22 protein-coding genes are annotated in these 22098 nt (G+C 73.8%); 13 read left to right on the top strand and 9 right to left on the bottom strand.

Annotated elements, in window-relative coordinates:
* Positions 1-39: 39 nt before the first annotated feature.
* The 3 genes from ACZ42A_RS01875 to ACZ42A_RS01865 are packed head-to-tail and all read left to right on the top strand — an operon-like array spanning position 40 to position 3543.
* A complete protein-coding gene (locus tag ACZ42A_RS01875; RefSeq protein WP_468525154.1) occupies positions 40-1359 on the top strand; it encodes a multidrug effflux MFS transporter in 1320 nt (439 codons plus the stop codon).
* On the top strand, positions 1287-2486 hold the full coding sequence (locus tag ACZ42A_RS01870; RefSeq protein WP_468525153.1) for a serine hydrolase domain-containing protein: 1200 nt from the start codon (positions 1287-1289) through the stop codon (positions 2484-2486). Before ACZ42A_RS01875 ends, ACZ42A_RS01870 begins: the two co-directional genes overlap by 73 nt.
* A gap of 37 nt (positions 2487-2523) precedes the next feature.
* Positions 2524-3543 (top strand): small ribosomal subunit Rsm22 family protein, encoded by a 1020-nt coding sequence (locus tag ACZ42A_RS01865; protein WP_468525152.1) that lies wholly within the window; start codon positions 2524-2526, stop codon positions 3541-3543.
* Between the two features lies 1 nt (position 3544).
* Here the strand turns inward: ACZ42A_RS01865 and ACZ42A_RS01860 are convergent, their stop codons facing one another.
* Complete coding sequence (locus ACZ42A_RS01860; protein WP_468525151.1) at positions 3545-3724, bottom strand: DUF6243 family protein; 180 nt, start codon at positions 3722-3724, stop codon at positions 3545-3547.
* Positions 3725-3832: 108 nt separating this feature from the next.
* Here ACZ42A_RS01860 and ACZ42A_RS01855 point away from each other — a divergent pair, with 108 nt between their 5' ends.
* Positions 3833-4462 (top strand): TetR/AcrR family transcriptional regulator, encoded by a 630-nt coding sequence (locus ACZ42A_RS01855; protein ID WP_468525150.1) that lies wholly within the window; start codon positions 3833-3835, stop codon positions 4460-4462.
* A 212-nt stretch (positions 4463-4674) separates the two neighbouring features.
* Complete coding sequence (locus ACZ42A_RS01850) at positions 4675-5409, top strand: bifunctional DNA primase/polymerase (protein ID WP_468525149.1); 735 nt, start codon at positions 4675-4677, stop codon at positions 5407-5409.
* 11 nt (positions 5410-5420) lie between these two features.
* Here ACZ42A_RS01850 and ACZ42A_RS01845 read toward each other — a convergent pair whose 3' ends face one another.
* Genes ACZ42A_RS01845 through ACZ42A_RS01835 form a run of 3 tightly spaced genes read right to left on the bottom strand, consistent with a single transcriptional unit; the run spans position 5421 to position 8372 of the window.
* Positions 5421-6392, bottom strand: coding sequence for an SCO2278 family lipoprotein (locus ACZ42A_RS01845; RefSeq protein ID WP_468525148.1), 972 nt, complete (start codon positions 6390-6392; stop codon positions 5421-5423).
* A complete protein-coding gene (locus ACZ42A_RS01840; RefSeq protein WP_468525147.1) occupies positions 6370-7281 on the bottom strand; it encodes a heme ABC transporter ATP-binding protein in 912 nt (303 codons plus the stop codon). The genes ACZ42A_RS01845 and ACZ42A_RS01840 overlap by 23 nt, the downstream gene beginning before the upstream one ends.
* Positions 7281-8372 (bottom strand): FecCD family ABC transporter permease, encoded by a 1092-nt coding sequence (locus ACZ42A_RS01835; protein ID WP_468525146.1) that lies wholly within the window; start codon positions 8370-8372, stop codon positions 7281-7283. Before ACZ42A_RS01835 ends, ACZ42A_RS01840 begins: the two co-directional genes overlap by 1 nt.
* Positions 8373-8743: 371 nt before the next feature.
* Here ACZ42A_RS01835 and ACZ42A_RS01830 point away from each other — a divergent pair, with 371 nt between their 5' ends.
* The 3 genes from ACZ42A_RS01830 to ACZ42A_RS01820 are packed head-to-tail and all read left to right on the top strand — an operon-like array spanning position 8744 to position 11750.
* Entirely contained in the window at positions 8744-10240 is a 1497-nt protein-coding gene (locus ACZ42A_RS01830; protein ID WP_468525145.1) for an HtaA domain-containing protein, read from the top strand.
* A 41-nt stretch (positions 10241-10281) separates the two neighbouring features.
* Positions 10282-11109 (top strand): hypothetical protein, encoded by an 828-nt coding sequence (locus ACZ42A_RS01825; protein WP_468525144.1) that lies wholly within the window; start codon positions 10282-10284, stop codon positions 11107-11109.
* Positions 11106-11750 carry a PhzF family phenazine biosynthesis protein gene (locus ACZ42A_RS01820; protein ID WP_468525143.1) on the top strand — a complete coding sequence of 215 codons (645 nt, stop codon included), beginning with the start codon at positions 11106-11108 and terminating at the stop codon, positions 11748-11750. Before ACZ42A_RS01825 ends, ACZ42A_RS01820 begins: the two co-directional genes overlap by 4 nt.
* On the opposite strand, the gene ACZ42A_RS01815 is transcribed toward ACZ42A_RS01820, so the two are convergent.
* Both ACZ42A_RS01815 and map read right to left on the bottom strand, forming a co-directional pair.
* Positions 11747-12394 carry a biliverdin-producing heme oxygenase gene (locus tag ACZ42A_RS01815; protein WP_468525142.1) on the bottom strand — a complete coding sequence of 216 codons (648 nt, stop codon included), beginning with the start codon at positions 12392-12394 and terminating at the stop codon, positions 11747-11749. The genes ACZ42A_RS01820 and ACZ42A_RS01815 overlap by 4 nt on opposite strands.
* Before the next feature lie 151 nt (positions 12395-12545).
* Positions 12546-13403, bottom strand: a complete 858-nt coding sequence (map, locus tag ACZ42A_RS01810; protein WP_468525141.1) for a type I methionyl aminopeptidase — start codon at positions 13401-13403, stop codon at positions 12546-12548.
* Between the two features lie 58 nt (positions 13404-13461).
* On the opposite strand from map, the gene ACZ42A_RS01805 reads away from it, so the two are divergent.
* Positions 13462-13695: a hypothetical protein gene (locus tag ACZ42A_RS01805; RefSeq protein WP_468525140.1), complete on the top strand. Its 234-nt coding sequence runs from the start codon at positions 13462-13464 to the stop codon at positions 13693-13695.
* Here the strand turns inward: ACZ42A_RS01805 and ACZ42A_RS01800 are convergent, their stop codons facing one another.
* Together ACZ42A_RS01800 and ACZ42A_RS01795 are read right to left on the bottom strand one after the other, a co-directional pair.
* Positions 13696-15027 carry an MFS transporter gene (locus tag ACZ42A_RS01800; protein WP_468525139.1) on the bottom strand — a complete coding sequence of 444 codons (1332 nt, stop codon included), beginning with the start codon at positions 15025-15027 and terminating at the stop codon, positions 13696-13698.
* Between the two features lie 66 nt (positions 15028-15093).
* Positions 15094-15696, bottom strand: coding sequence for a hypothetical protein (locus ACZ42A_RS01795; protein WP_468525138.1), 603 nt, complete (start codon positions 15694-15696; stop codon positions 15094-15096).
* 101 nt (positions 15697-15797) lie between these two features.
* Here ACZ42A_RS01795 and ACZ42A_RS01790 point away from each other — a divergent pair, with 101 nt between their 5' ends.
* From ACZ42A_RS01790 to ACZ42A_RS01780, 3 genes are all read left to right on the top strand, one after another.
* Entirely contained in the window at positions 15798-16871 is a 1074-nt protein-coding gene (locus ACZ42A_RS01790) for a sialidase family protein (RefSeq protein WP_468525137.1), read from the top strand.
* Positions 16872-16908: 37 nt separating this feature from the next.
* Entirely contained in the window at positions 16909-17622 is a 714-nt protein-coding gene (npdG, locus tag ACZ42A_RS01785) for an NADPH-dependent F420 reductase (RefSeq protein ID WP_468525136.1), read from the top strand.
* 62 nt (positions 17623-17684) lie between these two features.
* On the top strand, positions 17685-17852 hold the full coding sequence (locus ACZ42A_RS01780; RefSeq protein WP_468525135.1) for a hypothetical protein: 168 nt from the start codon (positions 17685-17687) through the stop codon (positions 17850-17852).
* Here ACZ42A_RS01780 and ACZ42A_RS01775 read toward each other — a convergent pair.
* Positions 17842-18642 carry a site-2 protease family protein gene (locus ACZ42A_RS01775; RefSeq protein ID WP_468525134.1) on the bottom strand — a complete coding sequence of 267 codons (801 nt, stop codon included), beginning with the start codon at positions 18640-18642 and terminating at the stop codon, positions 17842-17844. The genes ACZ42A_RS01780 and ACZ42A_RS01775 overlap by 11 nt on opposite strands.
* A gap of 179 nt (positions 18643-18821) precedes the next feature.
* Between ACZ42A_RS01775 and ACZ42A_RS01770 the strand changes: the two genes are divergently transcribed.
* A complete protein-coding gene (locus ACZ42A_RS01770; protein ID WP_468525133.1) occupies positions 18822-22097 on the top strand; it encodes an AfsR/SARP family transcriptional regulator in 3276 nt (1091 codons plus the stop codon).
* Position 22098 lies beyond the last annotated feature (1 nt).

Below are 22098 nucleotides of genomic sequence, written 5' to 3'. Positions count from 1 at the left end.
GAGCATAGGGACCGGACCGCGGAGAAAGGGAGGGGCCACATGCCCGAAGGCGGGGCATCCATACCGGAACTGTCGCAGGCGGCCGCACCGAAGGCGCGGCCGCCCCTCCGTGCGCAACGCGCCGCCGGACTGCTGCTCACCCTGGTCCTCGGCGGACTGACCGCCACGCCCCCGCTGGCGATGGACATGTACCTCCCCGCGCTCCCGGAGGTCACCCGCTCCCTGCACGCCCCCGCCGCGACCGTCCAGCTCACCCTCACCGCCTGCCTGGCCGGCATGGCGCTCGGGCAGCTGGTGGTCGGCCCGATGAGCGACCGCTGGGGGCGCCGCCGCCCGCTGCTCGTCGGCCTCGCCGTGTACGTCGTCGCCACCGTCCTGTGCGCGCTCGCGCCCACCGTCGAAGCCCTGGTCGCCTTCCGGCTGGCGCAGGGCCTCGCGGGCGCCGCCGGAATCGTCATCGCCCGGGCCATCGTGCGCGACCTCTACGACGGCGTGGAGATGGCCCGCTTCTTCTCCACCCTCATGCTGATCTCCGGGGCCGCCCCGATCGTCGCCCCGCTGATCGGCGGGCAGATCCTGCGCATCACGGACTGGCGGGGCGTGTTCGTCGTCCTCGCCGCCCTCGGGGTGCTGCTCGCCGGGGTGGTGTGGGCGAAGCTCCCCGAGACGCTGCCGCCCGCCGACCGGCACGAGGGCGGGGTCGGCGAGGCGCTGCGCTCGATGCGCGGCCTCCTGACCGACCTGCCCTTCACCGGCTACATGCTCGCGGGCGGCTTCGCCTTCGCCGCGCTGTTCGCCTACATCTCCGCCTCGCCGTTCGTCATCCAGGAGATCTACGGCGCCTCCCCGCAGACCTTCAGCCTGCTGTTCGGCCTGAACTCGGTCGGCCTGGTCGTCGCCGGGCAGATCAACGGCAAGGTGCTGATCGGGCGGGTCCGGCTGGACCGGGTACTCGCCGTCGGCCTGACGATCGTGGTGCTGGCCGCGACCGCGCTGCTGCTGATGTCGCTCGGCGTCTTCGGCGAGGTCGGCCTCGCGCCGGTGGCCGCCGCGCTGTTCGTGCTGATGTCCGCGATGGGCATCACGCTGCCCAACACCCAGTCCCTCGCCCTGCTGCGCACCAGGCACGCGGCCGGCTCCGCCTCCGCCCTGCTCGGTACGTCCTCCTTCCTCATCGGCGCGATCGCCTCCCCGCTGGTCGGCATCGCCGGGGAGGACACCGCCGTGCCGATGGCGGTCGTCCAGCTGGCGGCGGCGCTGGTGGCGGTGGTCTGCTTCCTGGCCCTGTGCCGCCCTTGGACCGGGCGTCCGAGTGCGGAGAGGGCCGAGGACCCGAGCACGGAGGGGGAGGAGAGCTGAGCACGCCGAAACTGCGCAGCGGCACACCCGAACGGGCCGGGCTCGACCCCGGCGAACTCGGCCACCTCGTCCGCGAGGTCCACGACCTCACCACCGGGGACCGCCCCTGGGCGGCCGGCGCGGTCGTGGTCGCCGGGCGCGGGCCGGTGGTCGCGGTGGCGGAGGCGGCGGGCTGGGCCGTGCGCTACGCGGCGTACGACCCGCAGCGCGACGCCGGAGTGGAGCTGCCCGAGGCGGCCCGGGTGGCGATGACCGTCGACACCCCGTTCGACCTGGCCTCGCTGACCAAGCTGTTCACGTCGGTCGCGGCGGTCCAGCAGATCGAGCGGGGCACCCTCGGCATCGACGCCCAGGTCGGCGCGTACCTCCCGGAGTTCCGCGCGGCGGCCCGGCACGGCGTCACCGTACGGCAGCTGCTCACCCACACCTCCGGGCTGCGGCCCGAACTCCCGCTGTACGACTGCGCCGACGACGCCGAACGGCTGGCCCTGCTGCGCGCCGAGCCGCCCACCGGGGAGCCGGGCGTGCACCGTTACTCGGACCTGAACATGCTGCTGCTCCAGCACGTTCTCGAACGCATCACCGGGCGGCCGCTGGACACCCTGATCCGGGACGGCATCACCCGCCCGCTCGGCATGACGGCCACCCGCTTCGGGCCCTGCCCCGGCGCGGCGGCCACCGAGGACCAGCGGCGGCCGTGGGCGAGGGCGGACCGGGGCATGCTGCGGGGCGTCGTGCACGACGAGAACGCCTGGGCGCTCGGCGGGGTGGCCGGGCACGCCGGGCTCTTCTCCACCGGGCGGGACCTCGCGGTGTTCTGCCGTGCGCTGCTCGCGGGCGGCGCATACGGTCCCGCGCGCATCCTGGGGCCGGACTTCGTGGAGCTGCTGCTGACGCCGCCCGGCCTCGGCTTCGCCCTGGACCAGCCGTGGTTCATGGGCGCCCTGGCGGGCCGGGGCGCGGCCGGCCACACCGGCTTCACCGGCACGTCCCTGGTCCTGGACCCGGCGACGGACACCTTCCTGGTCCTGCTGGCGAACGCGGTCCATCCCCGGCGCAGAAGCCCGGACAGCAGGCCGAGGGCGGCGGCGGGGACCCGGGTGGCGCGGGCGGTGCGGGGGACATGACGGTCGTAGACCGTCGCCGACCTGAGAGAATCGCAGGGTGAACGCCCCCGCCCCCACCTCCCTCTCCGCCCCCGCCGACACCCTGCGTGCTGCGCTCGCCGGGCTGCTCGACGGGCTGCCGCCCAAGCAGGCCGCGCAGGCCGTGGAGCGGCTGATCGCCAACTACCGGGGCGCCACGCCGACCGACGCGCCCATCCTGCGGGACCGGGCGGATGTGGCGGCGTACGCGGCGTACCGGATGCCGGCCACGTTCGAGGCGGTGCGGTCGGCGCTCGGGGCGTTCGCCGACGCGGTGCCCGGGTGGGTGCCCGGCAGCCACACCGACGTCGGCGGCGGCACCGGCGCCGCGACCTGGGCGGTCGCCGCGACCTGGCCCGGCGTCCGGCCCGTCACCGTGCTGGACTGGGCCGAGCCCGCGCTCGCCCTCGGCCGGGAGATCGCCGCCGCGAACCCGGACCTGCGGGACGCCCGCTGGCAGCGCTCTCGGATCGGAGCGGCGCTCACACTCGAGAGCACTGATCTCGTCACCGTCTCGTACGTCCTCAACGAGCTGTCCGAGCCCGACCGCGCCGCCCTCGTCGACGCCGCCGCCGAGGCCGCGCAGGCCGTCGTCATCGTCGAGGCCGGCACCCCCGACGGCTACGCCCGGATGCTCGCCGCCCGCGACCGCCTCGTCGCCGCCGGCTTCCACATCGCCGCGCCCTGCCCGCACAGCGCCGCCTGCCCCATCGTCCCCGGCACCGACTGGTGCCACTTCTCGGCCCGGGTCAGCCGTTCCTCCCTGCACCGCCAGGTCAAGGGCGGCTCCCTCGCCTACGAGGACGAGAAGTTCAGCTACGTCGCCGCCGCCCGCTTCCCCGTCGCCCCGGCCCCCTCCCGCGTCGTCCGCAAGCCGCAGATCCGCAAGGGCCAGGTCCTCCTCGACCTGTGCGAGGCCGACGAGCGGCTGAGCCGTACGACGGTCACCAAGCGCCATGGCGCCGACTACCGCGCCGCCCGCGACGCCGACTGGGGCGACGCGTGGCCGCCGGCGCGGGACACCGACGGCCTGGACTGAATCACTTCCCTCTCTCCTGACTCTGCTCCTGCAACCGGCGCAGCAGCTCCCGCTTCTGCGCCTGCGCGTCCTGGCCGCCGCCGATCCCGCCGCTCCTGCCGCCGCCCCGCAGGGCCTTGCGGCCGAGCTTCTGCCGCGTCCCGCCGACGCCCAGCATGTTTCCGGCTCCGCCTCGGGTCATGGGTGTGCCTCCTCGTGGAATCTCTTCGCGACGAGACGTCTCGTCTCGTCATTGCCTCTCCAGAGTGAGGCGAGACGTGCCGTCTTGTCAACCTGATAGATTCACGCCATGTCCCCGAGCACCCGGAAACCCGCCCCCGACGCCACCCGCCGCAGCGAGAAGTCCCGCCGCGCCATCTACGACGCCGCCCTCGCCCTGGTCGGCGAGGTCGGCTACCCCAAGACCACCATCGAGGGCATCGCGGCCCGCGCCGGTGTCGGCAAGCAGACGATCTACCGCTGGTGGTCGTCCAAGGCCGACGTCCTCATGGAGGCCTTCCTCGACCTCGCCGAGCAGGCCAACGAGCAGGCCGGCGGCGAGCCCGGCGAGCACGCCCTCCCGGACACCGGCGACCTCGCCGCCGACCTCAAGCTGGTCCTGCGCGCCACCGTCGACGAACTGCTCGACCCGCGCTTCGAGGTGCCCTCCCGCGCCCTCGCCGCCGAGGGCGTCGTCAACGAGGAGATGGGCCGCGCCGTCGTGGCCCGCCTGCTCGAACCCTCGCTCCAGCTCTACGTCGACCGGCTGCGCGCCGCCCAGGACGCCGGACAGGTCCGCCCGGACGTCGACCCGCGCATCGCCCTGGAGTTGTTCGTCTCCCCGCTCGCCCAGCGCTGGCTCCAGCGCACGGCCCCGATCTCGCACGAGTACACCGACACCCTCGTCGACTACGCCCTCTACGGCCTCGCCCCCCGCTGAGCGGCCCCCGCCCGGCGCCGGCCGGCCCGCGCGTAACACCTGTAAGGCCCGTAAATCCCGGCAAAGCCTCCGATGGGTCCTGATCCCGGCCCATCCCGGTGTGGAGTACGTCTCGTCCCGCCTACCCCGGTTGGGGACTTAGGCCCCCCGGAGCGCAGGATGGTGGGACCATAGGGCATGCTGTTCCGCACGACAGCGAGGCGAGGGGATAGATGAGCGCGGAGTTCGGCGGCCGGACCGGCCTGCGGGGCAAACTCTCCCAGTGGCTGCGCGGAGGCAGCCGCACGGAAGCCGCCGACGACGGCGGCCGTGAGGCCCAGCTGCTCGCCGCCGCCGCAGCGGGGCTGCCGCTGGCGCCCGCCGCGCACCCGGCGCCCGGCTACCGGTGCTCCTGCGACCGGGTCGGCTGTCCGACCCCCGCCCGGCACCCGGTGTCCTTCGCCTGGCAGACGCAGTCCACCACCGACCGTGCCCAGATCGAACGCTGGGCCCGCCATCAGCCGCAGGCCAACTTCATCACCGCGACCGGCATGGTGCACGACGTCCTCGACGTGCCGCTGGAGGCCGGCCGGGAAGCGCTCCAGGGGCTGCTCGCCGCCGGGATCGACGTCGGCCCGGTCGCGGAGAGCGACGACGGCCGGATGCTGTTCTTCACCCTCACCCGGGGCACCCCCGAGGACGAGGACGAGTGGTGGCCGTGCGAGCTGGACTGCCACCCCGAGACCATGGACGAGCATCCGGGCCTGCGTTGGCACTGCCGCGGCTCCTACGTCCTCGTCCCGCCCGCGCAACTCCCCGGCGACGACCAGACCGTGCACTGGGTACGCGGCCCGGAGCACGCGCTGCCCGACCCGCTGACCCTGCTGGAACACCTCACCGACGCCTGCGCCCGGTACGCCGGGGAGGAGCCGGACCACGCAGGCGCGGCCTGGCCCCTCCGGCACTGACCGGGCAGGCGTTACTCGCCCTTCGCCCAGGTCATCCCCTGGATCCGCCCCAGCACGGACACCTGCCCCCCGGTGCCCTTCTTCGGGTCGAGGGCCACCTCGTTGGAGACGAACTCCATCGTCAGCGACTGCTTGATCTCGCCGGTCGTCAGCGCCAGTACGTCCTTGTCCGGCGTCGGCACGGCGGAACCCGCGTGCGCGGTCTGCTTCATCCAGTGGCGGGTGGTGAAGAACACCAGCGCCCCGCCGTCCTTCGTGCGCAGCGCCACCGGGGCGTACTCGCCCTCGGTCAGCGGCGTGTCGATGTACTGGGTCGCCAGGCCCGGCTTGCGCGCCTCCTTCTGCCGCTTGGTCCGCCACTGGCTGGTGTGCGTGCCGGGCGCGAAGTCCGAGCCGTTCTCCTTGAGGTAGGTGGTGTACGCCTTGCTCAAGGCGCCCGGAGAGACGGTCAGTTCGGGCGAGTTCGCGGGCACGGCCTCGGCCCAGCCGTCCTTGTCCTTCTTGAACTCCGGTACGGCGTCGGGCGCGACCAGCGTCAGATACGACACCTCCCACCGGGCGTCGAGGGAGTCGCGGGTGAAGATCATCAGCCAGCGCGCCTCGCCGCCCTTGTTCCCCTTGGCGTCGGCGAGGAACCAGCGCGGCCAGCCGGCCTTCTTGGGAATGGTGTACTCGGCGTCCGAGAACTCCAGCGGACTGTGATCCGGGTTGCCGGCCGGGTTGTTCGCCCGGCCCGCCTTCAGCCGGGCGCCGTCGATGTCGGCCAGCGGGCCGGTGACGTACTCGGCGTCGAGGGAGCTGTCGTAGTCCTTGTCGGCCTTGTTGTACGCGGCCGTGAACTCCTCCAGCGCCTTCGCGGCCTCGGCGCGGGTGGTCGCGGGCAGCACCTCGCGCTCTCCGTGCACCACGACACACCCGCTCGCCGTCAACGAGAGCGTTGCCACTGTGAGGGCGATGCGGTTACGCCTGTGATCCCTTGTCATCGGGCTCATTCACCTTCCCCTTCCCGGAGGCGAACCATACCGGGGCGGGTTCGGTGCCGGGTTCGGGGTCCCGGCGTGGAGTCACCAGCACCGCCCCCGTGCGTGGATGAGGCAGCACCTCCACCGGCTGGTCGTAGACCTCCGACAGGAGCCCGTCGGAGAAGATCCCGGCCGGCGGGCCGTCGGCCGCCACCCGGCCCGCCCGGAGTACGGCGACCCGGTGTGCGTAGGCCGCCGCGAGTCCCAGGTCGTGCAGGACGACGACCACCGCGTCCCCGGCCGCCGCCCGCTCCCGGCACAGCCGCAGGACCAGTTCCTGGTGTTTCAGGTCGAGCGCGGCGGTCGGCTCGTCGAGGAGCAGCAGCGGGGCCCGCTGGGCGAGCACCCGGGCGAGCGCGACGCGGGCCCGCTCGCCGCCGCTCAGCGCGGAGAACGGCCGTACGGCGAAGGCGGTCACCTCGGTCGCGGCCATCGCCAGCGCCACCGCGGTGTCGTCCTGGTCCTCCAGCGGAGTCCCGGCCCAGGGTGCCCGGCCCATCCGGACCACCTCCTCGACCGTGAACGGGAAGGACAGCGCCGCCGACTGCGGCAACACCGCCCGGCGCAGCGCCAGTTCGGGCGCGGACCAGTCGCCGGCCGGGCGGCCGTGGATCCGTACGACCCCCGCGGCGGCCGGGAGATCGGCGGCCAGGGCGCCGAGCAGGGTGGACTTGCCCGCCCCGTTGGGGCCGACCAGGGCCAGCACCTCGCCGGCGCGGACGGTCACGTCGACGCCCTGGAGCACCTGCCGGGCGCCGAGTCGGATGTGCAGGGCCTCGGTCTCGGCGAGGACGTCGCCCGCGGCCGGGGCGGGCGGGGGAGCGGGGCGCCGGGTGCGCAGCAGTGGCATCAGGCCCAGCCTCCTTGCTTGCGTCGGGTGCGGCGCAGCAGCCAGAAGAAGAACGGGCTGCCCACCAGGGCGGTCAGGACGCCGAGCGGCAGTTCGGCGGGGGCGGCGAGGGTGCGGGCCGCGAGATCGGCGGCGAGCAGCACCACCGCGCCGCCCAGCGCGCTGCCGGGGATGAGGAAGCGGTGGCCGGGCCCGGCGGCCATCCGCAGCAGATGCGGAACCACGAGGCCGACGAAGCCGATGACACCGGAGACGCTGACCGCGGCCGCCGTCAGCAGCGCCACGACCAGGATGAGCACGATCCGCAGCCGCTCCACGTCCACACCGAGGTGGCGGGCGGGCCGGTCGCCGAGCGCGAGCAGGTCCAGACGGCGGGCGTACAGCGGGGCGACGGCGAGCCCGATCGCCGCGCACGGCAGGACGGCGAGCACCTTGGGCCAGGTGGCCTGGGCGAGGGAGCCGAGCTGCCAGAAGGTGATCTGGTTCACCGCGGCGGTGTCGGCGAGGAAGATGAACAGCCCGACCAGCGCCCCGGCGAAGGCGTTCACCGCGATGCCGGTGAGGATGAGTGTCACGACCTCGGTCCGGCCGCCGGAGCGGGACATCGCGTACACCAGCAGCACGGTGACCAGACCGGCGACGAACGCCATCGCCGGGAGGGTCCAGTTGCCGAGGAAGTCCAGGCCCAGCGAGATCGCGGCGACCGCGCCGACCGCCGCGCCCAGGGAGACGCCGATGGTGCCGGGTTCGGCGAGCGGGTTGCCGAACACGCCCTGCATCAGCGCGCCCGCGCAGCCCAGCGAGGCGCCGATGAGCAGCGCGAGCACGATCCGCGGAAACCGCACGTTCCACAGCACGGACTCGGCGACCCGGTCCAACTCGCTCCCGCCGAGCCCGATTCCGTGCCGCACGGAGCCGAGCACGTCCCCGACCGGGATCGGATAGGCGCCGATGCCCCCGGCGACCGGCACCAGCACGAGCAGCACCACGACCAGCCCGGCGGTCAGCAGCCAGGCGGCGCCACGGCGTCTGCGGGGCGGGGGTTCGGCGGTGGCCGTGTCCTCGGCGGGGGTCTTCTCCAGTACGGTCATGCGCCACCTCTCGCGCCCGATGAGCCCCCGGACCTTCCGGAATCATCCAGTGAAGCTTAGGTTAGCCTTACCTTGCTGTCCGGATCGATTGCGCTCTCACCGACGACGCGGCCCTGCCCGACCTGCCCGACCTGGGCAGCGCGACGGCGACACCGGGCGCCAGTCCGGCCGGGAAGACGGCGGCCCCGCGGGCACGGCCCACGGCCGCCGCGGAGGACACGGGCGCCGCTGCTGCCGATCGGCCTGGGCGCCGGGGCGCCGCTGGTCGCCGCCGCGGCCCTCGCTTATGTCCTGCGCGGGCGCCGCCGCCCCGATACGATCACGGCCGCCGACGACAACTGATCTCCCAACTCACCGAGGAGCACACCCACATGCCCACCAGACCCCGCCGTACCACCGCCCTCGCCGCCGCCGTCGCCACGGCCGCCGCGCTGGGGGCCACGGCGCTCGCCACCGTCGGCGCCCCGGCCGCCGCGGCCGCCGAAGTGCCGCTGTCGGGCTACGAACTGACCTGGGGCATCAAGGAGTCGTACCGCACCTACGTCACCGGCTTCGCGGCGGGCGGCTTCACGCCCGGGGACGGCGCCTCGCAGGCCAAGGACAACGGCGCGTTCACCTTCGTCGACGGCACCGGCACCCACGACTCGACCGCGCACACCGTCGACCTCGGCTTCCAGGGCAGCCTGAAGATCGAGTCCAAGCCGCACGGCTTCGCCATCACCCTCGCCGACGTGCGCTTCGACAGCGGCGACGCCGAGATCACCGCCGACGTCACCAAGGACGGCACCACCACGCAGGACGTGCCGCTCGCCGAGGTCACCGTCACGCGCGAGATGACGGACATGGAGACCACCCTGACCAAGGAGGCCGCCGACGTCTTCGGCAGCGCGAGCTACGAGGGCGCGGCGGGCGACCCGCTGACCGTCGTCGAGAAGAAGACCACCGCGTCCCCGTCCCCGACCGCCACCACCTCGCCGACCACCACCCCGACGCAGTCCGCCTCGCCGACCGCCACCCCCTCCGCCACCGCGACGCCGACCCCGTCCGCGACCGGCAGCCCGTCCCCGACGGCCACGGCCCCCACCAGCCCCGCCCCGTCGTCGACCGACACCGAGGCGCCGGTCGACGGGGAGATAGCGGACGGCAGGCTGACGTGGGGCGTGAAGAAGTCCTTCCGCACCTACGTCGTGGACGGGGTCAACGGGAAGATCACCGTCTCGGGCGGCGCCTCCCAGGCCGCGGGCAACGGGGCGTTCACGTTCGTCGACGGCAAGGGCACGTACGACACCGCCGCCGACACCCTCACCGCCGCGTTCGAGGGCGCCGTCACCTTCAAGGGCCATCCGGAAGGCGGCGAGCACGGCCTCGACCTCACCCTCACCGACCTCACCGCCACCCTCGACGCCGGCGCCGGCGAGCTGACCGCCGACGTCACCAGCCTCGGCGAGACGATCCAGGACGTGGTCCTCGCCGACCTCACGGCCGACTCGGAGGAGCTGGCCGCGAAGAACGACGTCCTCACCCTGAACGACGTCGCCGCCGAGCTGACCGAGGAGGGCGCCGAGGCCTTCGGCGGCTTCTACACCGCCGGGACCGAGCTGGACCCGCTGGACCTGTCCCTCGCCCTGACCGAGGACGCCGACCTGCCCGGCTCCGGCGTCGGCACCCCCACGGCCACCGCGGGCACCGGCGGGACCGGTTCCACCGCCGGCGGGGTCACCGGCTCCACCACCGGCGGCGTGACAGGCGGCCTCGCCTCCACCGGCTCCGACGTCCCGGTCGTCGCCCTCGGCACCGCCGCCGCGGTGGCCGTGGCGGCGGGCGCGGGCGTGGTGCTGGCGGTGCGCCGACGCCGTACCGAGGCGTAAACCGCTGTCGCACGCGGGCGCGGCTCCCTGAGACTGGTCCCATGCACAGGGCACACCGAGAGCCGTTCGGGCCGGACCGACTGGTCCTCACCGTCCAGGGCAGGTCCGGCCCGCCCCCGTTGCGCTTCGAGACGGACGGCGGCGGCCGCATCCTGCTCCGGCAGGGCGGCCGTCCGGTCCTGACGGGCCGCTACGAGGGCGAGGGCTGCTGCCGCGACCTCGTCCTGCACCGCCTCGACGGCTACCGCTCCCCGCTGCCGCCCCTGAGCGCGGCCCTGCAACGCTCGCGGACCAACTGGGCGTACCCGTACGCGGAGTGGCTGGAAGACGATGCCCAGAGCCCGCTGCACGACGGGCGTTGGCAGCTCGCTGCGCGCCCCGTGTTCCCACCCGGCATCTGGGACGAGGACTTCGTCCGCGACTGGCCCGACGCCCGCCTGGAGCTGCTGTGCGGCGGCGGCTGGCACGGGATCCTGCCCCTGCGTCCGCTGTCGCCTCCGGACGCGGCGCGCGTCAAGGCGTACCGCAAGCACGCCCGCGAGGGCACCCTCGCGCCCGTGCTGCTGTGGTGGGTGTCGTTCCTCGACGGCTGGCTCATCCTCGACGGGCACGACCGGGCGGTCGCCGCGCTCGCGGAGGGGATGCGGCCGACGGCCGTGGAGCTGGTCCGGCTGCGTGACGAGGCGGCCTGGCGCCGCACCGCCGAGGAGGTGACGCAGGCGTACGAGCGGGACAGGGAACGCCTGGCGGCCCGCCCGGAGCGGCAGCGAGCGGCCATGGAGCGCCAGCACGGCGACGTCCTCGCCTCCCTGCCGTACGACGGCGGCGGCACCCCGCTGTGGCCCGGTGATGTTTCAATTCCCCGGTGACTGACTACGACGTGCTGCGCGTGTTCTGCGCGGCGAACGGCGGATACGGCAACGAACTCGGGGTCGTCCGCGACGGATCGGTGCTGCCCGAGGAGAGCGAACGGCAGGCGTTCGCGGCGAAACTCGGCTTCAGCGAGACGGTCTTCGTCGACGACCCGGAGCGCGGTGTCGTCGACATCTACACGCCCACCCTGCGGCTGCCCTTCGCCGGCCACCCCTGCGTCGGCACCGCCTGGCTGCTGGATGTGCCGGAACTGGTCACGCCGGCCGGGGTGGTGGGGGCCCGGCAGGACGGGGAGTTCAGCTGGATCGAGGCGCGGGCGGAGTGGGCACCGCCGCGGACGCTGCGCCGGTACGCCACGGCCGCCGAGGTCGATGACCTCGCGGTGCCGCCGAAGGGGGAGTGGATCTACGCCTGGGCCTGGGAGGACGAGTCCGCCGGCCGCGTCCGCGCCCGCGCCTTCCCCGGCCGCGACGACGGCATCGACGAGGACGAGGCGACGGGCGCGGCCGCACTGCTGCTCACGGAGCAGTTGGGCCGCGCGCTCAACATCACACAGGGCGCGGGCTCGCAGATCCTGACGGCACCGCAGCCGGGAGGTTGGGTGGAAATCGGAGGGCGCGTCTTCCTCGAGCGCTAGGCGCTCAGCGGGAACTCCTCGCCCAGGGCCCGGAACACCGCCGTGTTCAGCGCGAACGCCCGCTTGCACTCCGACACGATCCGCTGCCGCTCCAGCTCGTCCGCGTTCACCGCGTCCAGCAGTTCCCGGTAACCCCGCTTGAACGCGGCCGGGTTGGGGATCTCCTCGAAGACGTAGAAGCGGACGCCGTCGCCCTTCTTCTCGAAGCCCCAGGTCTTCTCCGCCTTGTCGCGGATGATCTGCCCGCCGGAGAGGTCGCCCAGGTACCGGGTGTAGTGGTGGGCGATGTACCCGGCGGGCCACCGCTCGGCGCACTCGCGCACCCGGTCCGCGTACACCCGCGTCGCGGGCAGCGCGTTCAGCGTGGCCCGCCAGCCGGGGCCCCGCAGATGCTCCAGGTCCCGTTCCAGCGCGGGCAACCGGAACAGCTCCGGCCGGATGAACGGCCCCGCCACCGGATCCGACGCCAGCCGCTCCGCCCCGGCTTCCAGCGCCTCGTACACGAACCACAGCTGCTCGGTGTAGCGCGCGTACGCGTCGACCCCGAGCCGGCCGCCGAGCAGGTCGCTCATGAAAGTCGAGGTCTCCGCCTCCACGTGCTGCTCGTGGGACGCGGTGCGGATGAGGGTCGAGAACGAGTCCATGGTCCGATTCTCTATGGTTAGGCTTACCTAAGTCAACGTCTTGCCGACGCCCTGTCGGTAACTCTCTACCCCCATCCTCACCCGCCGCACCCCAACGCGCACACGAAAAGGCCCGCCCTCCGAAGAGAGCGGGCCCGTGAGCGTTGCGCGGCTACGGCAGGGTCAGAATCTCCGCCCCGGTCTCCGTCACCGCCAGGGTGTGCTCGAACTGCGCCGTCCGCTTGCGGTCCTTCGTGACCACCGTCCAGCCGTCGTCCCACATGTCGTACTCGTGCGTCCCGAGCGTCAGCATCGGCTCGATCGTGAACGTCATCCCCGGCTGGATCACCGTCGTCGCGTGCGGGCTGTCGTAGTGCGGGATGATCAGCCCGGAGTGGAACGACGAGTTGATGCCGTGCCCGGTGAAGTCCCGCACCACGCCGTACCCGAACCGCTTGGCGTACGACTCGATGACCCGCCCGATGACGTTGATCTGCCGGCCCGGCTTGACCGCCTTGATCGCCCGGTTCAGCGCCTCCCGGGTGCGCTCCACCAGCAGCCGGCTCTCCTCGTCCACGTCACCCACCAGGTACGTGGCGTTGTTGTCGCCGTGCACCCCGCCGATGTACGCGGTCACGTCAAGGTTGACGATGTCGCCGTCCCGCAGCACCGTCGAGTCGGGGATGCCGTGGCAGATCACCTCGTTGACCGAGGTGCACAGCGACTTCGGGAAGCCGCGGTAGCCGAGCGTGGAGGGGTAGGCGCCGTGGTCGCACAGGTACTCGTGCGCCACCTTGTCCAGTTCGTCCGTGGTGACCCCCGGCGCGATGATCTTCGCGGCCTCCTCCATCGCCCGCGCGGCGATCCGGCCGGCGATCCGCATCGCCTCGATGGTCTCCGGGGTCTGCACCTCCGGCCCGGTGTACGGGGTCGGCGCGGGCTTGCCGACGTACTCGGGGCGGCGGATGTTTCCGGGTACGGAACGGGTGGGAGAGAGCTCCCCTGGTACGAGCAGCGACTGGCCAGACATGCCAGCGAGTCTAACCAGCGGGCATGGGGCACCATGTCCCTGGCGAAAGGAGCCGGTCATGGCCCTGTTCAAAAAGCGCACGGTGGGCAAGCCGGGCGAGTGGTACTACTGCCTGGAGCACAAGAAGGTCGAGGAGGGCCCGGACTGCCCGGGCAAGGACCGCTTCGGGCCGTACGCCAGCCGCGTCGAGGCCGAGCGCGCGATGGAGACCGCGCGCGAGCGCAACCTCGAGTGGGAGACCGACCCGCGCTGGCACGACAAGTCCGCCCCGGACCAGGCCGACGAGGGCTGATCAGACGGCCGGCGCCGCCGCCTCCGGCGCTGTCTCCGCTTCCGCCTCGGCCGCGGCCGCGCGCTGCTCGCGCAGCCGCACCGCGTGCTCGTTGGTCCGCACGTCGTACGTCATCAGCTTCGGCAGACACAGCGCCAGCAGCGCCACCCCGGCCGCGCACAGCAGACCGCCCGACCAGACCGACGTCCGCACCCCGGCCCACGCGGCCACGCCGCCCGAGCGGACCTGGCCGAGCTGCGGGCCGACCGAGTACGACAGCAGCTCGATCCCGGCGAGCCGCCCGCGCAGCTCGTCGGGGATCGTCTGGTTCCACATGGCGCCCCGGAAGATCCCGCTGACCATGTCGAACCCGCCGGCCAGGGTCAGGAACAGCAGCACCAGCCATACATCGCCCACCACCCCCGCCGCGGCGATGGACAGCCCCCACAGCACCGCCGCGACCACCACCATCCGCCCGTGCCGGTGCACCCCCGAGGTCCAGCCGCTGGTCAGGCCCACCAGCAGAGACCCGGCCGGGATCGCCGCGTACATCAGACCCAGCGACCACTCGGCGTCCAGCTCGTCCGCGAGGAACGGCAGCACCGCGAGCGGCATCGCCAGGAACATGGCGGCCAGGTCGATCGCGTACGTGCCCAGCAGCTCCTTGCGGCTCCAGGCGTAGCGCGCGCCCTCGGCGATGGCCTTCAGGGACGGCTTCCGCGCCTCGTGCGAGGCGGGGGACCGCCGCAGCCGGACCACCAGGGCCACCGAGACCACGAAGGTCAGCAGGTCCACCGCGTACGCCCAGCCCATCCCGGCGTACGCCACCACCACGCCCGCCAACGCCGGGCCCGCGATCCCGCCGACCTGCCAGCGCAGGGAGTTCAGCGCGGCGGCGGCCGGAAGATGCTCGTGGGCGACGATGCGCGGGATCAGCGAGTCCAGCGCGGGACGCTGGATCGACACCAGCGCCGAGGCGAACGCGGCGATCACATACAGCGGCCAGACGGCGGGGCTCGGCAGCAGCGCGTTCACCAGCAGCGCCGCGCACAGCACGCCCTGCCCGGCCTCCGTCCACACGATCAGCTTCCGCTTGTCCCAGGCGTCGGCGAGTGCCCCGCCGTAGAGCCCGAACACCACCAGCGGCACCAGCTCCACGGCGCCGATCGCTCCCACCGCCGCCGCGGACCCGGTCAGCTCCTTGACCTGCACCGGCAGCGCGACGAAGGTCAGAAAGCTGCCGAAGTTGGTGATCAGACCGGACAGCCACAGCCGCCGGAAGTCCGCGGAGGCCCGCCAGGGCGCGAGATCGGGCAGCAGGGCGCGGAGGCCGGAGGGGGTGTCGTCGGTCACGAGAGGCCATGCTCGGGCGGGGGGCCGACCTGGGCAACCGTTTTTCCTGGTGGCCGGCAGGCGGGCCTACCAGCGCGTCGGCGGCGGTGCCGTCAGATGGTCGGCGAGCCGGGAGAGGCGGTCGCGGAAGCGGCGGCGGCCCCGGGGCGCGGGCAGGGAGTTCTCCCCGGCCGCCGCGCTGACCAGGTGCTGGACGGTGTCGAGGTCGAGCTCGCCGCCGTCGGGCACGGTCAGCGCCTCATGGGCCATGGTGGTCAGGTCGTCCTCGCCGGGGGTCAGGGCGAGCACCGTCACGCCGGCCCGCCGGGCGTCGTGCACCCGTTCGAGCAGCGGTGCCTGCGGTTGCGCGGGGGACACCACGAGCAGGGTCTCGCCCCGCCGGGCCGCCTCGATCCGGCCGGGCCCGACGGCCAGGTGCGGAGGATCCGCCGGGCGCGCGCCGTACCGCACGAGCGTCGGCGCCAGCTCCGGCGTCCCCGACCACGCGGCCTCGTCCACCAGATGCGCGGCGAGATGCCACGGCTCGTACTCCGGCGTCCCCACCAGCAGCAGCCCGCCCCCGTGCGACACCACGGACCCGCGCAGCACCCCCGCGAACCGCCGCGTGGCCGGCAACCACTCGGTTCCGGCGAGCACTTCGCGCAACAAGGCGACCCGTACGGCATCCATACGGCCGCATCCTGCCGCAACCGGACACTCGTGACGCGCAGTTCACCCCGAATTCGCCCAACGCGGGCACAAGCGAGGGTCACGCCAGCGAAGGAGCCGCCATGCCCGAAGCCACCGTCCCCTTCCGTGCGGGCCGCGAGGGCTACGCCAGTTACCGCATCCCGGCGGTCGTCGCCGCGGCCTCCGGCACCCTCCTCGCCTTCTGCGAGGGCCGGGTGCACTCCGCCCGCGACTGGGGCCACATCGACATCGTCCTGAAGCGCTCCACCGACGGCGGCCGCACCTGGGGCCCGCTCCAGGTCGTCGCGGACAACGGCACGAACCTCGCGGGCAACCCCGCCCCGGTCGTCCTCGACACCGGCCGGATCCTGCTGGTCCACGTCCGCTCCGCCGCCTCCGCCTCCGAGGAGCGCATCCTGCGCGGCGAGGTCCCCGAGGCCGACGGCCGCCGGGTGTGGGTGCGGCACAGCGACGACGAGGGGGCCACCTGGTCCGAGCCCCGGGAGATCACCCGGCAGGTGAAGGAGCCCGGCTGGCGCTGGTACGCCACCACCCCCGGCCACGGCATCCAGCTGCGCACCGGCCGGATCGTCGTCCCCGGCAACCACACCCTGCCGCCCACCGGCACGGACCTCGGCGACGAGCCGCGGTACAACAGCGGCCACTGCCTGCTCAGCGACGACCGCGGCGCCACCTGGTACCTGGGCTATCTCGACCAGAACACCGACGGCTACGTCAACGTCAACGAGACCACCGCCGCCGAACTCCCCGACGGCCGCGTCTACTTCAACACCCGCAACGACTCCCCCTCGCCGGGCAACCGCGCCGACGCCCACTCGACCGACGGCGGCCGCACCCTCGTCGCCCCCTTCCGTCCGCAGGCGGGTCTGGCCGGCCCCGTCTGCCAGGGCAGCCTGCTCCAGCTCCGCGACCCCGACGTCCTGCTCTTCTCCGGGCCCGCCTTCCCCGGCGGGCGCGCCCTGATGACCCTGCGCGCCTCCACCGACGGCGGCACCACCTGGCGCGAGGCGCACACGGTCGACGGCCTGCCCGCGGCCTACTCCGACCTGGTCCGCGTCGACGCCCGCACCGTCGGACTCCTCTACGAGACCGGGGACTTCGGGGCCTACCAGCGGATCGTCTTCCGCCGGGTGCCGGTGACGCGGCTCACCTGAGCCGGTAGGGCGACCAGGGCGGACGTAGAGTCGGCGCATGACCTCTACCGACAGTGCACAGACCCCCGCGAAGGCCCCCGCCAAGGACCCCTGGGACCTGCCCGACGTCTCCGGGCTCGTCGTCGGCGTGCTCGGGGGGACCGGCCCGCAGGGCAAGGGCCTCGCCTACCGGCTCGCCAAGGCCGGCCAGAAGGTGATCATCGGTTCGCGGGCCGCCGACCGGGCGCAGGCCGCCGCCGACGAGCTGGGCCACGGCATCGAGGGCGCGGACAACGCCGAGTGCGCGCGGCGCAGCGACATCGTCATCGTCGCCGTGCCGTGGGAGGGGCACGCGAAGACCCTGGAGTCGCTGCGCGAGGAGCTGGCCGGGAAGCTGGTCGTCGACTGCGTCAACCCGCTCGGTTTCGACAAGCAGGGCGCCTACGCGCTCAAGCCGGAGGAGGGCAGCGCGGCCGAGCAGGCCGCCGCCCTGCTGCCGGACTCGCGGGTCACCGCCGCCTTCCACCACCTCTCCGCCGTCCTCCTCCAGGACCCGGAGATCGATCAGATCGACACCGATGTCATGGTCCTCGGCGAGGTGCGGGCCGATGTCGAGATCGTGCAGGCGCTGGCCGGGCGCATCCCCGGCATGCGGGGCATCTTCGCCGGGCGGCTGCGCAACGCCCACCAGGTGGAGTCGCTGGTCGCCAACCTGATCTCCGTCAACCGCCGCTACAAGGCGCACGCGGGGCTCCGCGTCACGGACGTATGAGCCCATGGGGGACACTGTTGGGGCACGACCCCGCAGTGTCCCCCCGCAAGGAGCCGACCGACATGCCCCGCCTCGCCCTCTATGCCCTCGTCGTCTGCGTCCTCGCCGTCGTCGCGGCCGTGGTCTCCTTCGCCCAGGGCAGCTGGCTGGGGATCGTCTGGGTGCTGATGGCCGGGCTGTCGTCCAACATGTGCTGGTACTACCTGAAGCGCCGCAAGGTCACGGAGTGATCGAGCAGGCCGGGTTCTCGCCGCGCCAGAAGCGGTAGAGGTCGTAGCCGCAGTACCTGTCGACGTCGCTGATGCCCAGCCCGCGCAGGATCGTGTCGATCAGGTCGAAGAACGCGCCGTTCACCGCCGGGATCCACAGCAGCGCGAACACGATCAGCAGGCCGAACGGGGCCAGCGGCTCCACCTGCCGCCGCACGTTGTACGACAGCCAGGGCTCTATCACGCCGTAGCCGTCCAGGCCCGGCACCGGCAGGAAGTTGAGAATCGCCGCCGTCACCTGGAGCAGCGCGAGGAACGCCAGCGCGAACCGGAAGTCGCGTGGGACGCCCTCCAGCGCGTCCAGCCAGAACGGGGCCGTGCACACCGCCGCGAACAGCACGTTCGTCAGCGGGCCCGCCGCCGAGATCAGGCTGTGCCGCCAGCGGCCTCTGATCCGCCCGCGCTCGATGAACACGGCGCCGCCGGGCAGACCGATCCCGCCCATGATCACGAACAGCACGGGCAGCACGATGCTCAGCAGGGCGTGCGTGTACTTCAGCGGATTCAGGGTGAGATAGCCCTTCGCGCCGACCGTGATGTCGCCGCTGTGCAGCGCCGTGCGCGCGTGTGCGTACTCGTGCAGACACAGCGAGACGATCCACGCCGCCGTCACGAACAGGAAGACGGCCACCCCGGGCTGCTCCGCGAACCCCGTCCAGGTCGCCCAGCCCGTGACCGCCGTCACGGCGAGGATCCCGACGAAGACGGGACTGATCCGCCGGTCGCTCGGGCGGATGGTGGCGGTGGTCATGGCGAGGGCTCCAGGTGGTTCAGCGGGCGGGGCCGGTCGGGTGGATCGCGTCCGTGACGACAGCAGAACGTTCCGTGAGGGCGCCCGAGTTCCCGACGGCGATCCGGCCCTCGTCCGAAAACCGACGGTTCCCGTGGGGCCCGAAACCCGGAGGCGGCGCCCGGGCGTCCCCGGAGAGAATGGACCCCGTGCGCTACCGCATCCTCGGCACCACCCAGGCGCTCCGCCCCGACGGCACGGCCGTCCCCGTGGGCGGAGCGCGGCTGCGCGCGCTGCTCACCGTGCTCGCGCTGCGGGCCGGGCGGGCCGTGCCCGTCGGGCTGCTCGTCGACGAGGTGTGGGACGGAGATCCGCCCGCGGACGCGCCGGGCGCGCTCCAGGCGCTGGTGGGGCGGCTGCGGCGGGCGCTCGGCGCGGACGCCGTGGAGTCCGTGGACGGCGGCTACCGGCTCGGTGCGAGCCCCGACGACGTCGACCTGCACCGCTTCACCCGGCTCGCCGACGAAGGCGCCCGCGCCCTCGCCGACGGCGACCCCGCCAAGGCCGCCGTCCTCCTCGACGACGCCCTCGCCCTGTGGCGCGACCCGGCCCTCGCCGACCTGCCCGACCGCACCGCCGAGGCGGCCCGCTGCGAGGCCCGCCGCCTCGACGCCCGCCGCGCCCGCCTCACCGCCGCCCTCGCCCTCGGCCACGCCGAGCAGGCGCTGCCCGAACTGACCGCGCTCTGCGACGCCCACCCGCTGGACGAACCCCTCCAGGCACTGCGGCTGCGCGCCCTCCGCGACGCGGGCCGCACCGCCGAGGCGCTGGCCGCCTACGACGCCGTACGCCGTCTCCTCGCCGACCGGCTCGGCTCCGACCCGGGGCCCGGACTGCGGGCGCTGCACGCCGAGTTGCTGCGGCAGCAGGACGCGCCGCCGCCCGCCCCGCAGGCCATCCGCCCGCCCGGCAATCTGCGGGCCCGTCTCACCTCCTTCGTCGGCCGTGACGCCGACATCCAGACCATCCGCGACGACCTCGCCACCGCCCGCCTCGTCACCCTTCTGGGCCCCGGCGGCGCCGGGAAGACCCGGCTGTCGCAGGAGGCCGCGGAGGGCGCCGGGGATGCCGCCCGGGACGGGGTGTGGCTGGCGGAGCTGGCTCCCGTCGACGACCCGGCCGCCGTACCGGAGGCCGTGCTCACCGCGATCGGCGCCCGGGAGACCGTGCTGCACGGCGCCGGCGCGGAGGAGTTCCGGGCGGTCACCGAACGCCACGACGACCCTGTCGAGCGTCTGGTCGAATACTGCGCCCGGCGCCGGATGCTGATCGTCCTCGACAACTGCGAGCACGTCGTCGACGCCGCCGCCCACCTCGTCGCCGAACTGCTGGAACACTGCCCCCGGCTGACCGTGCTCGCCACCAGCCGCGAACCCCTCGGCGTCCCCGGCGAGGTGCTGCGGCCCGTGGAACCCCTGCCCGAGCCGTACGCGCTGCGGCTGCTCGCCGACCGCGGGGCGGCGGCCCGGCCGGGCTTCCGGGTCGAGGCCGACGAGGAGACCGCTGCGGCGTGCGCGGAGATCTGCCGCCGCCTCGACGGACTTCCGCTCGCCATCGAACTGGCCGCCGCCCGGCTGCGGATGCTCACCCCCCGGCAGATCGCCGACCGCCTCGACGACCGCTTCCGGCTGCTCACCTCCGGCAGCCGCACCGTCCTGCCCCGCCAGCAGACCCTGCGGGCCGTCGTCGACTGGTCCTGGGACCTGCTCGACGAGGAGGAACGGGACGTCCTGCGCCGCCTGTCCGTCTTCGCCGGCGGCTGCGACCTCGCCGCCGCCGAGGCCGTCTGCGGACCGGCCGCCCTGGACGCGCTCGGCTCCCTCGTCGACAAGTCCCTGGTGGTGGCCGCCCCGTCCGGCGACGGCGAGATGCGCTACCGGCTCCTGGAGACCGTCGCCGAGTACGCCCGCGAACGCCTCGACGAGTCCGGCCGGCGTCCCGAGACCGAGCGCGCCCACCTGACGTACTACCGCGAACTCGCCCGCACCACCGACCCGTCGCTGCGCGGCCCGGACCAGCTCGCCGCGATCGAACGGCTGCAGCGCGAGTACGAGAACCTGCGCACCGCCCTGCGCCACGCCGTCGCCGTACGCGACGAGCAGGAGGCGCTGTGCCTGGCGCTGTCGCTGTCCTGGTACTGGCAGATGCGCGACCTGCGGATCGAGGCCCGCAGCTGGTGCCGCGCGGTCATGGACCTCGGCCCCGACCCCTTCGCCGAGCCGGTCCGCAAGGCCGCCCCGGTCTGGGAGCGCTGCACCGCCGAACCGCCGCCCATGACGGGGGAGGTCCTCCAGGAGGCCCGGCGCGGCCTCCACCTGGCCCACCTCGCCTGCATGGACACCGAGCTGGACGCCTGGCAGACCCCGGAGGCCCAGCGCAAACTGGAGATCATCGCCCAGGTCTACGAGCCCGGCCTCCCGCAGACCTGCCGCAGTCCCGGCATGCTGTCGTTCTACGCGGTGATGCTGACCGGCGACATGGACCGGCTGGCCACGATCCTCGACGCCGCCGTCGACACCTGCCGCCGGACCCCCGGCTACGACTGGGAACTGGCCACCAGCCTCCAGCTCCGCGCCAACATCCTCGCCAACCGCCCGGAACGGGCGGGCGACGCGGGCCGGGACGCCGACGAGTCCCTGGGCATCTTCGAGCGCCTCGGCGACGCCTGGGGCAGTGCGGAGGCGCTCTCCGCGCGCGCCGAGACCCACGAGCGCAGGGGACGCTATCTGGAGGCCGCCGCCGACTACGAGGCCGCCATGGAGCACGCCCGGCGGCTCGGCGCCCGTGCCCAGCTCGCCATCCTCTCCGCCCGGCTGGGCAACGCGCTGCTGGAGGCGGGCGAGGCCGAGCGGGGCGAGCGGCTGCTGCGGGAGGTGGTCGACGCCGGGGAGGGCACGCACAACGAGGCGATGCCGTTCGGCCGGGTCATCCTCGCCGGATGGCTCAGCATCACCGGCCGGACCGCCGAGGCCCGCACCCATCTGCGGGTGCTGCGCGAGGAGTTCGCCATCGCCCACTTCGCCGTCTTCGACGCGTTCATCATGGGCCAGGAGGCGTGGGTGGACGCCGTCGACGGCCACTACGAGGAGGCCCGGGAGAAGGTCCGGCGCGGCCTGCGGCAGGCCGACGACCCGCTGTCGAAGGCCATGGCCCCGCAGCTGGTCTCGGCGTACCTCGCGATCGCGGGGCTCGCCCTGGCCGGGTGCGACGGCGGACGGGACGCCCGGGACGCCGCCCGCTGCCTGGGCGCCTCCGCAGCGCTGCTGCCCGTTGGCTATCTGCCGTCCCGGCTGGAACGCGAGGCCCGCGACCGCGCCACGGCCGCCGTACGGGCCGCGCTGCCCGCCGAGGAGTACGCGGCGGCGTACGCCGAGGGCGGCGGCCTCACCCTTCAGGAGGCCGCCGCCCTGGTGTGAC

The organism is Streptomyces sp. NPDC030838 (assembly GCF_055572035.1).
This window is presented reverse-complemented; position numbering and strand designations above follow the sequence as displayed.